This is a genomic window from Streptomyces sp. XY431, from assembly GCF_001279805.1.
In the GTDB taxonomy this organism is placed as follows: domain Bacteria; phylum Actinomycetota; class Actinomycetes; order Streptomycetales; family Streptomycetaceae; genus Kitasatospora; species Kitasatospora purpeofusca.
In genome coordinates this window covers 1-12,850 of the sequence record NZ_LGDO01000487.1, presented here as the reverse complement: position 1 = coordinate 12,850, position 12,850 = coordinate 1, and the positions used below count along the sequence as shown (strand labels likewise).

6 protein-coding genes are annotated in these 12,850 nt (G+C 69.3%); 1 reads left to right on the top strand and 5 read right to left on the bottom strand.

What is annotated here, in order from left to right:
• Nucleotides 1-438 precede the first annotated feature (438 nt).
• Nucleotides 439-621 (top strand): hypothetical protein, encoded by a 183-nt coding sequence (locus ADK60_RS48545; protein WP_234371411.1) that lies wholly within the window; start codon nt 439-441, stop codon nt 619-621.
• Between the two features lie 735 nt (nt 622-1,356).
• On the opposite strand, the gene ADK60_RS33020 is transcribed toward ADK60_RS48545, so the two are convergent.
• The 5 genes from ADK60_RS33020 to ADK60_RS33000 form a co-directional block, all read right to left on the bottom strand.
• Complete coding sequence (locus ADK60_RS33020) at nt 1,357-3,687, bottom strand: UvrD-helicase domain-containing protein (RefSeq protein ID WP_053650634.1); 2,331 nt, start codon at nt 3,685-3,687, stop codon at nt 1,357-1,359.
• A complete protein-coding gene (locus tag ADK60_RS33015) occupies nt 3,684-10,364 on the bottom strand; it encodes a DEAD/DEAH box helicase (RefSeq protein ID WP_053650633.1) in 6,681 nt (2,226 codons plus the stop codon). The genes ADK60_RS33020 and ADK60_RS33015 overlap by 4 nt, the downstream gene beginning before the upstream one ends.
• 39 nt (nt 10,365-10,403) lie before the next feature.
• Nucleotides 10,404-11,012, bottom strand: a complete 609-nt coding sequence (locus tag ADK60_RS33010; protein WP_053650632.1) for a hypothetical protein — start codon at nt 11,010-11,012, stop codon at nt 10,404-10,406.
• A gap of 34 nt (nt 11,013-11,046) precedes the next feature.
• Nucleotides 11,047-12,315, bottom strand: coding sequence for an AAA family ATPase (locus ADK60_RS33005; protein WP_053650631.1), 1,269 nt, complete (start codon nt 12,313-12,315; stop codon nt 11,047-11,049).
• Nucleotides 12,312-12,850 (bottom strand): hypothetical protein (locus tag ADK60_RS33000; protein WP_159400688.1); only part of this gene is annotated, 539 nt, incomplete at its 5' end. The genes ADK60_RS33005 and ADK60_RS33000, both read right to left, overlap by 4 nt.

The following is a 12,850-nucleotide window of genomic DNA, read 5'->3' as shown; positions in this document are numbered from 1 at the left end:
GCTCGAGTCAAGTGTGCTAGTGGGTGGCAAATCCGCGCAAACCGCGTGAAAGTTCCGGCCTTGCGGATCAGGAGCGGCGAGGCTGTGCATCGCTATGTGGGTGGGCGGATTATCCGCCTTGTCGGAAGTGGCTCCGAATTCCGCAGGCGGGCGATGAGCGGCTGGATTTCGGCCTATGCCTGTAGGGTCGGGGTGAACCCGGATGTGGCGATAAGGCGGCGGCGCTCTTGTGCCGAGCGCTTCCGAAGGGAGCAATCTTGTGCGTGCCTGTGTTGCTCGGGTACCCCGCTGGTGCCTCGGTTCGGGCATGTGTCATTCGACCCCGGTGATGTAGTTGCTGTTGTTGAAACCTGACAGGGCGATTGGCGCGCTCCCGTAAGCCGAGGCCAGCTGGTCGTAGCTTGTCTGCGATCGCTGGGGCGGCTGCTTGGCGCAGCAATGAACAAGAAGGCGCCCGACAGGAAGCGGGGACTGGCCGTCGACGTGCTGGGCCTGGCCATCGGTGTTGTGGTCCTGACCACGAGCGCGCACGACAACGACGCCGGCATCGCCCTGCTGGACCAGGCGGCCGAACGGTGCGGGACGCGCCTGGAGAAGGCCCTGGTCGACCAGGCCTTTTAGGACGCCGTGATCATCCATGGGGCAGTGAACGACATCACCATCGAGGTGGTCCGGCGAAACCCCGACAACCAGGGCCAAGCGCTGGGTGGTCGAGCAGGCCAACGGCACGCTCATGCTCCACTGGCGCCTCGCCCGCGGCCACGACCACCGCCCGACAACGCCGCCTCCCGCGCCTACTGGGCCTCCACCGCCAGCATGCTCCGCCGCCTCACCACCCCCCAGCCCTGCCCGGGGTGACGAGGTGAACCTGGCCGCCACCGTCTGCCAGCGCATCGTGACCGCCTTCAACGAGCATCCCGGGCGGGCTTTCGGGGTCGGAACCTACACAAACTCCTCGGGCTGCCCACCGACGAGCCCTCGATCAACGTCACCGGCTCCCGCCTGGGATGACTCGTTCGTCAGGGATGCCTCGACCGATCCGGGCGTGGTCGCTATCAGAAACGGACTTAACACCCTTCCATACGCCATGATCACGCAAGTGTGCTGATTGGATCGAGCTGTCAGGCCGTTACTGAGAGCTTGCTCAGGCGCGTTTACCGGCGATGGGTAAAAAGTGCGCTCCCCAGGGCAGTTGAGTCGGTGGTGGCTAAGAACCGACTGGGTCACCACCGGGCGGACGGGTTCGGAACGCCCGAGCCATACCGGTCGCGCAGAGCTGTTACCACCCCGATGATCTCGCCATTCTCAGGAACGGCGCGCAAGGCGCTGGCCCGCAGGGAGCCGAGAGTTGGGGACTCACCTGACCTGTTCAACCGGGATCTTCAGAAATGGGCTGGGGCTCCCGTGCCAGCTGATGCGGAGGGTGTCGCGGGCACGGGTGGCCGCCACGAAGAGTAGGGAACGGGCTTTCCGCAGTTCGCGGTTGTACTTAGCCAGGTCGTCGCTGCGCAGGCGCTCGTGTGACCTGCGGGGCAGGACCCCATCCGCTGCAGCGACGATGGCCAGGCGCTGGTACTCGAGGCCCTTGAAGCGGTGCATCGTCCCGACATGGACGATGCCGTCTCCGACGGGGCCGTCCTTGGAGAGTTCGGCGGAGGTGACACCGGCTTTCCCGAGTCGGTGCCGTACCTCGTTGACGAGTTCCCGGTCTGCGACGCATACCGCGATCCGGCCTGCGGGGTCACGTGGAGCACCGCGGTCGTCCAGGGACAACTCCGCACGCCACTGCCCCAAGGTCTCGGCGAGGCTGTTCAGCTCCTCGTCCCAACTCGTGCACGGCACAAGCTCGGGGGCAGGCCCGTGCAGCACGGAACGGTATCCGGCCAGGGTGTCCGTTCCGTCGTCCAGGTCGTCGTACGAGATCCCGGGAGCCTCCACCAGGCGCAGGGCCTCGGCGAGGATCTCCTTGGTGGTGCGGTAGCTGAGGGTCAGCCGCGAGGAGCGTCCGCGGATGTGGATACCGAGGGAGCCGAGTGCCACCTGGTTGTCGTAGATGCGCTGGTGAGTGTCCCCGGCGATGAAGAGGTCGTTGGCCTGCTTCGGGTCCGCCATAGCGCGCAGCATTTTCCAGTGGGCCGGACTGAGGTCCTGGGCCTCGTCCACCACGATGTGCCGGTAGCGGAAGTTCACGAGCGACCGTGCTCCGGATCGGTCGTCGAGGGCGACGGAATCCAGCTTGCCCGCCTCCTGAAGCTCCTTCCGCCGTTCTTCGATGCCACGGGCCCGTTCGATCTCGTAGCGGGCGGCGCGCTCGGCCGCCTGGCTCCACGTCTCCACCCGCCGGTCGTCCAGACGCGCGGTGAAGCGATCCACAATCCGCCAGACCTGATTCCGCTCGGGCCTGGTCAGGCCCCGGCCCCGCCCTGCGCGGCGTGCCTGGAAGTAGGCCGAGCGGGTGGGCTCGGCCTGCCCGAGGATGACCTGCTCCCACTCCTCCAGGAGGAACTCCGCCTCCCATTTCTGCTCCCCGAGCTCGGCGAGAAGCTGACGCATCTCGTCGAGGGCGACCTTGCCGGTGATCCGCTGCCGGGATCGGCCCGGCACGGCGTTCTCACCCAGGACCTTCGCGGCCAGCTGGTCGATGTGGGCAACCTCCACGCGGGCGAGCTGCTCCGGCTCCAGCAGTGAGGCGAGGCGTTGCCGCAGGTCCGTGGTGAGGTTCTTCGTGTAGGTCGTCAGCAGGATCGGCTTGCCCTGGCCCGGAGGGAGGCGGTTCACCAGGTACTTGACACGGTGCAGGGCGACGATGGTCTTTCCGGTGCCAGGACCGCCGGAGACGCGGGTCGGCCCGCTGTATTCCCGCTCGACGACGCGCGCCTGGGACGGGTGCAGAAAGACCTTCCAGGCGCGGAAGTCGCCCTCCTCCAGCTTCGCGCGTACGTCGTCGTCGACGGTGGTGACTTCGGTGCGAGCTAGCGCCGCCGCGAAGTCGTCGGGATCAGGAGCCTGATCGAGTGCTTGGGCAGCGAGGATCTCCTGGCGTACGTCCTCCACCGGCATGCCGGAGGCGAGTCCGGTCAGCACGTCCTTGGAGAGCAGCGGGGCGTTCTCCAGTAGCCGGTCGAGTTCATCGCTGTCGACAACCACGAGGGCGACCGGGATCAGCTGTTCGGCAACACCGAGCTCGCGCAGGAGGTCCGCGTCGTACTCGCCGAGCAGCGGCTGCGCGGTCTGACGCTTGGTATCCGGCTCCAGCGGTCCGGCCTCGAGCACCTCCACGGGGGGCTCGTCCGGGTCGGGAGCGACCGGGGTCAGCGTGATACCCGCCCGGCGCAGGGCGCTGTCGCCGACGACGGCGAGGTCGACGAACTCCAGCGCGCCGGTCACCCGGTTCACCGCGACTTCAAGCTCCTGGTAGACGTCCCTGCGGTGTCGTACGGCCAGGACCAGCCAGCTCGACGTGCCGTTGGCGTCCGTACCGGTCGGGGTCAGCAGGGCGCGGTAGGACTGGTCGATGCGCGCGGAGTGGATCTGTGAGTCGCCCTTGAGCTTCTTGAGTCGCAGGCCCGGGTGGTGGGGGTTGTGACGGAAGATGTGGCAGAAGTCGTAGAACTTCGCCTTGACCAGCCGGTCAAGCTTGTAGATCTCGTCCTCGGCCTTGCGGTACAGAGTCAGCCGAGCGGTCATCGGAGACTGCCTTCCAGGTTGTCAGCTGAGGGGGTTTCAGGAGCATCGGTGTCCGGCAGGCGGTCGGTGAGCTCGTCGATGTGGGCCAGCCACTCGGCGGGAGTCAGGACGGTCCACCCTGCGGCGAGGTAGGCGTCGTCACGGCGCTGGGCCTCAGGGTCGTCGTCACCCACGCGCGCACTCACCACGGCGATCTTCGCGTCGCCGTAGTCCCAGGCGAAATCAGCCGGCCAGCGTCCGCTGCCCAGTTCGTAGCCGTACACCGGAGCGCGCTTGCCACGGTCGGCGAGCTGCTCGGCGAGCCGCAGCAACTCCGGCGCCTCGTCCGGATCCTCGCGCATGAGGTCGAGGATCTCCTCGTCCCAGGCGGCGTCGCGGACGAGCCGGGCCACGGCCTGCTCCAACGGCGTCGCCTGGTCGGGCACAGGGTCGCTGCACGCAGCGAGCACCTCGGGATCGAATTCGACCCCCGTACTCACCGCCAGTTGTACGGCATCACCACCGGCCGCCGAGTCGGGGAGGAACTGGGTGAGATTGGTCCAGTAGAGCCAGGCCTGCCAACGCCTCTTGTGCGCCGCTTCGTCGGTGAAGACGGCCGGGCGGTCGTCGAGCACGGCGATGAGGCTCCAGCGCAGCCGGTCCGGCCGTGCTGCGTTCAGCAGAACCAGCAGGTCGAGCCCGGCGGTGTCGGTGCTGCGGAAGACGTGCACGGGGCCGATCGGCGTTCGCGCGGCTGGGGCACCGCCGGCCTCGTCGTGGCCGGACAGTTCGCGTCGGATGGCTGCGACGAGTTCCTCCCGGCTCGAGGCCTGGGCCACGGGACGGGTGCCCGAGTGCCGGGTGAGCCCAGTGACCAGTGCCTGGGCGCGGCGGGCCCAGAGCTGGGGATCAGGGTCGCGCAGATAGCCGAGCAGGGTCTCCAGCGGATTGACGAAGACCGCGCCGCCGAAGTCCGAGCGGCGGCCTCCGTACTGTTCGTAGGCGTTCCTGGCCTGGTCCTGCGCCTGGCCGTGGTAGGGCGGCCAGGCTGGCTCGCCAGTGACCGGCAGGTCCTCGAATCGGTCCAGGTCGTCCCAGGTGATCTGGAAGATGGCTTCGCCTCCGGCTCGCACGGCGGTGCGCTTCGCCGCGTCGGATGCGATCCGGTTGTGCTCGGGGCTCGCATGGTAGCGGTACCCCTCCAGGTAGGCGTGGATGACGCGGCGCGGACCGTCCACCAGGGAGAAGGTGAAGTCGGTGACCGTACCGGGAAGTCGCTTCTGGCCGACCAGCCGCCAGTGCACGGTCTCCTCGTCATTGGTGAGCCGAAGGTGCGCGCTGAGGTTCCCGTCCTCGTCCATCGAGACGCCCTTGGTGACGTTGGCCCAGCGGCGCAGCACGGCCAGGAAGCGCCGCTCCAGCTCTGAGTCGACCTGGGCCTCCAAACCGACGTCGGCAGTCGTGGCGATGGCGTCCGTCGCCCAGCCGTCGCCGCCGCCCGGGGCGAAAAGCAGTTCCTCCAGCATCTCCATCGCCTGCTGACGGGTGACCAGGTCCTGGAAACGGTCCGGGGTGTAGCGGTAGAGGCAGCGGTGGCAGGCCGGTCGGTTCTCGGCAGCACACGGACACGTGCTGATCAGCCGGTAGGCCGCCGCGAGCGTCTCTCGGAAGGGCGCCGGCTCCTTGAGACGGTCCAGGTAGCCGGTGCCGCCCGGGAGCCGGTCGAAGAGTACGAGGTAGCGCCGGGTCTCCCCAGGCGTGGGGCCGGGCATCACCGCGAGGGTGGTGTCCAGGTGCTGCGGCTCGCCGCCGAAGTGGAGGTCGACGCCGAGGTGCAGTGCAGCCCGGAAGGAGTGGACCTTGGCGTCGACGTCGACGACCGCTGCGGGGAGCAGTACCCGCAGTGCCTCGGTCGGCAGTTGATGGGCGAGCACGACCGGTTCCTGGCTGACGCCGCTTTCCCTGGGGGATTTGCCGCGCCTCAGCGGACACCAGGGCCGGTGGTGCCGTAGCTCCGGGTTCCGCGCCGCTGCTGTGGACGCCTCGACGGCGTCGGAATCCTCGTCGAAGACCGGCTTGCCGTCGGCGGTGGCCGCACCACAGCCGGTGCACACGTGGAAGGGGTTGAGCCGGACCTCCTGCCCGGCGAAGGCGTCACGGGCCGGGGTGTCGTAACGCAGCGGCCCGAGGTTGAAACGGCGGATCCAGGCACTGCGGGTGTACTCGACGGCGAAGGTCGCCGTGGTGTGCCGCCAGGCGCCGGGCTCGATGGTGGCCGGGTCGATGTCGACCGCGTCGGTCAGGGTGTACGAGCGCTGCTCGCGCTCGTCCCGGTCGTCCCGGATACGCGCATCCTCGCGGCGGGCCCGGGAGGTGACCACCGCGGGCTCGACCACCTGGAACAGGCAGCCGTCGTCCTGGATACGGGTGCCGTTGCAGCGCGGGCACGGGGTCCGATCGGCTGCTGCGTTCTCGGTACGGACGTGCCCACAGGCCGGACAGACGCGCCAGGTGCGCCAGGCCTGGCGGCCACCATTGGTGATCTCGATGCCGGTGACCCGGTGCTTGTAACCGTTGACGTAGAAGGTGTTGCCGGGGGCGAATTCGGACAGCGCGAGCCTGCGCGGGCGCTCGTACTCCTCCGGCTTGGAGCGGTACTTGACCTTCCCGGTCTTCGGGTCGACGCCGTCCTCACCGTAGAGGGTGGCGGAGAGCACCGTGGTCGAGTCGATCAGGGCGTAGTTGGGCAGCAGCCCGAGGTCGCACAGCGTGCTCTGGGCGGGCTCCTGGTCGAGCGAGGCGAGGCGGCTGCCGAGGCTTCGCTGCTCGGCCTCCAGCTCTGCCTTCTGGCGGGCTTGCTCGGGGTCGGTGTCGTGCAGGTCCGTCACGGCCTCGGCGATGGCGGCCAGCCGGTCGCGAAGGCTCTGCCGGCCCCGGTACCAGCCGCGCTCGGCCTCCTCGATGCGGGAGCGCAGCCCACCTCGGGCGAAGGCGAGGAGGCTCTGCCGCGACTGCTCGCTCACGCCGGTGGGCAGCAGGGCGAGGAACCCCGCCGCAAGTGCCTCACCCGGCGGCAGAACGGTGGCGATCAGGTCTTCGAGGTAGCCCGATGGCCCGAACAGCTGACCGGCCTTCTGTGGTAGCGCCCGCAGCGGCAGCCTCTCACCCTGGACCTCCCGGGCGAGGCGTCCGGCCGCGGCGAGGTCGAGCAGGTGGGCGAGGTACTGGCGGCGCAGGATCTCGATCGCGGAGAGGTAGCAGCCCGGCGGGGTGATCGTGCCCGCGATCAACTCCTTCGGCTGCTCCAGGAAGTACAGGTCACGCCGGCGGCGGTCCGGGATGGTGAGCAGGAAGGCGTTGCCGGTGTGCCGCCCTGCACGGCCCGCCTGCTGGGCGTAGGAGGCGGCGCGGCGCGGCAGGGCGGCGAGGATGACGGCGGACAGGTCGCCGATGTCGATGCCCATCTCGAGCGTGGGGGTGCAGGAGAGGACATTGGGGTCCTTGAACCCGGCCCGGTGCTTGAACGCCCTCTCGACCTTCTCGCGCTGAGGGCGGGTCAGCAGACCGGTGTGTTCGGCGGTGACCACCTGGTAGGTGCCGGCGTCGCGGTAGAGGCGGCGGTAGTAGTCCTTGGTGAAGTCACGGTCCCGGCGGTGCCGGCCGGACTCCTCACCACGGTCTCCCGCGAGCAGTTTCCCGCTTCGGCAGCGGTAACCGGGGCAGGGCGCCCCGTGCCACTGGTCGAGCAGCTCGGGGTCGACGGTCTGCTCCCACAGACAGTCAGGGCAGCGGACGAAAGCGGTGTTCGCCTCCTCGTCGGCCAGCAGCCGCACGGCGATGTGGCCCGGGAGCAGCCCGTACACGCGCAGCGAACTGTCCTTCGGAGTGCGCACAGCCAGCAGACCGAGGCCGACCAGCGCGGGCAGCAGCTGCTGCCAGAAGACGGCAGCGAGTTCGCGGGGGATGCCGAGGGTTCTGCCTGCCCAGCGCTCGGGCCAGGACAGCCGCCCGGCGGCGAAGTCGAACTCGCTGTCCTTCTTGTGGGCCGAGAGCAGGAAGACGGGGGCGGCGATGCCTCTGGGGAAGGCACGCATGCCCTCGGGGCGCTTTCCCCAGATGTGGTAGCGGCTGGTGCCGGCCTCGTCGAGGTACTTGGCCAGCCAGGCATGGGTGATGCCACCGCGGGTACGTACCCGCTCCAGCAGGATGCGGACCAGGGCGAGGTAGTCGGCGTCCGAGTGCTCGACGAGTGGCACTTTGCCTTCCACCGCCTGCTCGTGTGCGGCACGGGCGGCGGCGATGACGGCACCCGGGTCGGGGATACGGACCTGGGCGGCGGCGGTGCGGGTCAGTTCCAGGGTGCGGCCGTTGCGTGAGCGGTGCCCGAACTCCATGAGGGTGTCGAAGGCGAGCCGCTGCCCGAGCAGCCGCCAGGTGGCCAGATCGCCGCCGCGTCCGGCGCCGGACAGCAGCCGGTCGACGCCCCGCAGCCCGTGCAGGTCCGGCGGCACGACGGCGGCCAGGGTGTCTGGGTCCGTGGTGGCCTCGACCACGTTGGCGACCAGGTCGTTGAGGGCGGTGGGGCGCTCGGTGGAGAGATGGTCGGTGAGCAGTGCCCGCAGCGAGAAGGTGTAGGAGCGGTCGGCGACGAATCCGGCCCGGTGCGCAGCGTCCTGCACCGAGTCGCTGAACATCAGGGTCTTGTCCTCGCCGGCGTTCTGGTCGAGCTCGCCACCGGTGAACAGCTGGGTGATCGAGGCTGCCGCCAGGGCTGCCGAGCCGGTACCGAGATACCGGATGGCGTTACGTCCGGTGCAGGCCGGGCACCAGTCCTCACGGGCCGCGGTGTCGGCCGTGTCGGACAGGTGGACCAGTACGAACGTGGAGTCACCGTCCGTCAGCTGCGGTGCGCCGGTGGCCTGGTCGTAGTCGCGCACCGGGTCCGGCAGCCGGAGCCGGCCTTTCGACCCGTCAAGGATCATCAGCAGCCCGGCGCCGGTGCCGGTCCGGCTCATCGAGGCCGCGCCGGAGCCTTCGCGTGCCTCTCCGTCGGTGGCGGCGATCAGGTTGCGCACTCGGGCCTTGTCCTGGCTGGCTGTCGCCCGCCGGATCTTGACACTGTCGAACTGTACGGCGAGGTTGTCGCTCTCGGGCGAGAAGACCGCCCAGCCGGAGCGTCCGCAGTCGCGGCAGTAGACAGCGGGAAGAAAGAGGTTGGCACGCTGGCCGGAGGTCGCCGTGGTGAGCGGTGCCGTCCGGTCGGCGCCCTGGGCCACCGCTGCCTGCCCTGCGGAGTCCCAGCGGAACTCGGCCTTTCCACTCGCCAGCACCCCGCGCAGCACCCGGCTGATCGAGCGCACCCACTGGTGCACCTCGATCGAGACGAAGGGGCGGCCGTCGGCATCGGCGCGCGCATAGGAGAGCAGCGCGACGAAACGGGCCAGCGCCTCGCCGGCCCGCTCCGGACGGAATGCGATCGTCTCGTCCCAACTGGCCGCGCCGTTCCACCCGAGCAGATCCAGCACCTCGGGAGTCGACTTGAGCTCGCCGTTCAGCGTCAGCAGGAGGGCCCGGGTGTAGCGGTGCCTGCGCAGACGCTCACCGAGGCGCATCGGGTCGGCGTCGCGCTCGCCCGTCACCAGCTCGATGAGATCGAGCAGGCCCTCGTCCGCGGGATCGGCCTTGGGCGGGCGCAGGGCGAGGATCTCGTCCGGGGTCGGGAGCAGCATGTCACGGCGCTCTTCGAAGCTCGGCGTGACCAGGAACTGCTCGACACCGAGCCGGTCCTCGCCGATGACGGCCTCGGAAGTGAAGGGAGTGCCGAAGACGTCGGTGGCGACTTCCAGCAGACGGGCGGAGCCCTCGTTGTCGGTACCGGACGCCAGGGTCGCGGAGGTCGCGACCGGACAGATCGAACCGAGCGGCGCCCCCGGACGGGAGGCACCGACCGCGGCGGCCAGTCGGCGCAGCAGCATCGCCACGTCGGTGGCCTGGGCGCCGTCGTAGCTGTGGAACTCGTCCACCACCACGTACCGGATCTGTGAGTCACGCCAGATTGCGGCGTCATCCGGGCGCTGGAGCAGGAGGTCGAGCATCTTGTAGTTGGTGATAAGGATGTCGGGCGGGGACACCTGCATCTCCGAGCGACGGGTGGCGACCTTGGTGTAGGTGGTGCCGGCCTTCTCCCCGATGTACAGGCCGGCGCGCAGACCCTCCAGCTCGCTGTTGATGGTCAGCAGACCTTGGATGCGTTCTGCCTGGTCGGTGGCGAGAGCGTTCATCGGATAGAGGAACAGTGCCTTGACGCCGCTGTGGCCGGTCTCCCGGTTCGCGCGGGCGCAGTGGTCCAGCACCGGGTAAAGGAAGGCCTCGGTCTTGCCGGAGCCGGTGCCGGTGGTCACCAGGGTGGGCTCCGGCGTGTGGCCGTGTGCACTCGTGAGCCGGGCGAACGCGCGGGCCTGGTGCAGGTACGGGGTGAAACCCGGCCGCTGCCATTCCAGGTGCTGCCGCCAGGATTCGTCGGCGGGGCGGAACGGTGTGCGGATACGGAGGTAGGGCCCGCGGAACATGCCGGAAGAGTCGTCTGCCAGGAAGCGGTACAGCGCCTCGCGCGCGCCCTCGTCCACGAGGGCGTAGGTGGTGGAGAGGTACTGCAGCAGGCTCTCCTTGAGCCCGCGTGCCTGCAGGGTGGGCCTCACGGTGATGCTCCGGCCTTTCGGGGGCGGTGGGCTGACGGACTACCAGTCGGTCAGATCGGTCAGGAAGTCGTGGTGGGAGCGGTTGCTGCCCAGGGGTTGGAGGTCCAGTGCCATCGCCTTGCGGATCACGGCGGGGCTGTCCGACTCACGGTAGACGGGCTTGCCGAGCTCGCGTTGGAGCATGCGCTTGGGATCATCCGGGGACAGCGCCGTGTTCTTGCCACGCTGCTGCTGAGGGACCTTCCAGCCGGCGTGCACGGCAGTGAAGGCGTCCGGGTAGAGCAACAGCCAACTCTCGGTCTCCACCGCGGCGAGAGCGAGGGCGACGCGGGCGGCCGTACCCGATCGGAATGCGGTGGCGACCCGGCTGCGGATCTGGTCGTACTGCGGCCCGATCTGCTGGTCCAGGTCGAAGTGCACCAGCAGCCCGGCCAGGGTGCCGCGCTGACGGGCCGCGTGGGCCTTCGCCAGTGAGACGATCTTGCCGACCCGGAAGTCCAGGCCGGCCCCGGAAGCATCGCGCAGAGCATGGACGGATTTGTCCTGGACGAAGGTGTAGTCGCCTGCCGTCGCCGTGCCCAGGCGGGCCCGGGTCAGTTCGATGAGCACCTCCCGGTCGTTGACGCTCTCGCCCACGACCACGACCACCTGCTTGCGGTTCCTGCCCGACGGCTGTTGGTGCCTAGTCAAGGCCGCCGCCGAGGCTTCCGCTGAACCACAACTCGCCGAGCGGCAGGCCGTCTCCGGCGGTGACGATCTCCCGCATATGGTCGAGACCCACCGCAGGGATGAGCGAGGCGCCGTCCTCGTCACGCTCACACACCACCAGCTCCTCGGGCCGCAATCGGTCCGCGAGTGCCGGTGAATGGGTCGCGACGAGGTACTGACTCAGCTGACTGGCCTCGCGGAGCCGCTCCACGATCAGGGAGAGAGCGTGCGGGTGCAGGCCGTGGTCGATCTCCTCGATACAGGTGAGCGCGGGCGGGTTGGGATCGTGGAACAGCGCGAGCAGCGAGAGCAGACGGACGGTGCCGAAGGAGGCGTCCGCCAGCGGTGTGGTGTGCCGCAGCCCGCGTTCGCGCAGCTCGACCCGGACCTCGCGGGCGGAGCTGCCACCCTGGGAGAAGACGATCTCGTCGAGGTTCGGGACGACGCGCCGGGCGTCCTCCGCGAGCTGGGCCCAGGCGTCGGGGTGGTGCAGGCTGAGGGTGAGCAAAAAGTCCGCGAGGTTGGCGGCGTCGGAGCCCAGTGTCGCGCGCCCGGTGAACCGGGAGGGCTGCCGGGCGGACTCGACGTCCACGTCGAAGACCCGGAAACCGGCCAGGTGCTGGGCAACGGTCGCCACCTCCTCGCTGCCCTCGGTCCTCGCCAGACGGGGAAGGGTGGACAGGCCGGAGGAGAGCCGCTGGATGCCGAGCCTGCGGCGGGCCGAGTCGTCGAGGTCGGCGGGCGGTGGGGAGTCGAACGCCGTACGCCAGGCGAACGGTGGCTCTTCGCGTTCCTCCTGTTCCGTGACGGTGACGTCCTCGCCGTTGACCTTGATGCGGCGAGCCTGGCTTTCGGCACTCTGGAAGGCGAAGGTCTCCTCTCGGGAGAGGCGGTAGCCCTCGGGGGTCTCCAGGTCGGCGGCGCGGCGGATCACCAGCTCGTACTCGTCGGGCACGGTGGAGGTGGCCCGGTCGGTCCACACGGCGTCGAGGGCGATCCGCATCGTCTCTGGCGGCCGGGACCCGCCCCAGAACGCGACCTCGTCGTACCCGCCGCGCATGGCGAGCGCGCTCTCCAGATCGAAGCGGATCACGTCGGCGAGGAAGCCGAAGACCTTGAGGACGTTTGTCTTCCCGGTGCCGTTCGGCCCGACCAGGACGGTGAGTTCACCGAGGGGCAGGTCGATGCTCCGCAGGCTGCGGAAGTTCTCGACTTGAAGCCGGATGAGCCGACGGTCCGTCATGAGGTGATCCCGTCCGTGGAGGTGGCGTCGGAACGTGCAGGCGGTGTCCACGCGCCGGCGGCGATCGCGTCGTCCACCCGGGCCTGGAAGAGCGCGTGCGCGGCGGTCATCTCCGCGACGCGGTCGGCCTTGTAGAAGGGGGCGGTATAGCCCTCGGGGGGTGGGGTCGCGCCGGTTCGGTCGGCCAGGTGGGCCTGGAGCTGGAGGTAGTCGTCCTTGGTCTGGCCGTAGCCGTAGGTGTTGTGGTTGCCGGCGATCTTGCGGCCCTTGGCATCGAACCACATCTCGGCCTCGTAGTCGGCGAGGATGGGGAAGCGGGCGCGGTAGATCGCCGCCAGCTGCTCGGCGGTGATGCCGAGCTGGACGGAGACGAGGGCATCCAACTCGACGAGGGCGGCCCGGCGTTCGTACTCGGTGCGGAGGGGGATGGACATGGTCCACTCGGCAGTGAGGTTGGACGCGAGGGGACTGGCCTCGGCCAGCCTCGGCCAGGGGTGGGCCCAGTCCTCGGTGGCGGCCCAGTTAGGGGAGAAAA

Excerpts from the sequence above, each read along its gene's own strand:
- ADK60_RS48545 (WP_234371411.1), top strand. The coding sequence starts at position 439 with ATGAACAAGAAGGCGCCCGACAGGAAGCGGGGACTGGCCGTCGACGTG.
- ADK60_RS33020 (WP_053650634.1), bottom strand. The coding sequence starts at position 3,687 with ATGACCGCTCGGCTGACTCTGTACCGCAAGGCCGAGGACGAGATCTAC.
- ADK60_RS33005 (WP_053650631.1), bottom strand. The coding sequence starts at position 12,315 with ATGACGGACCGTCGGCTCATCCGGCTTCAAGTCGAGAACTTCCGCAGC.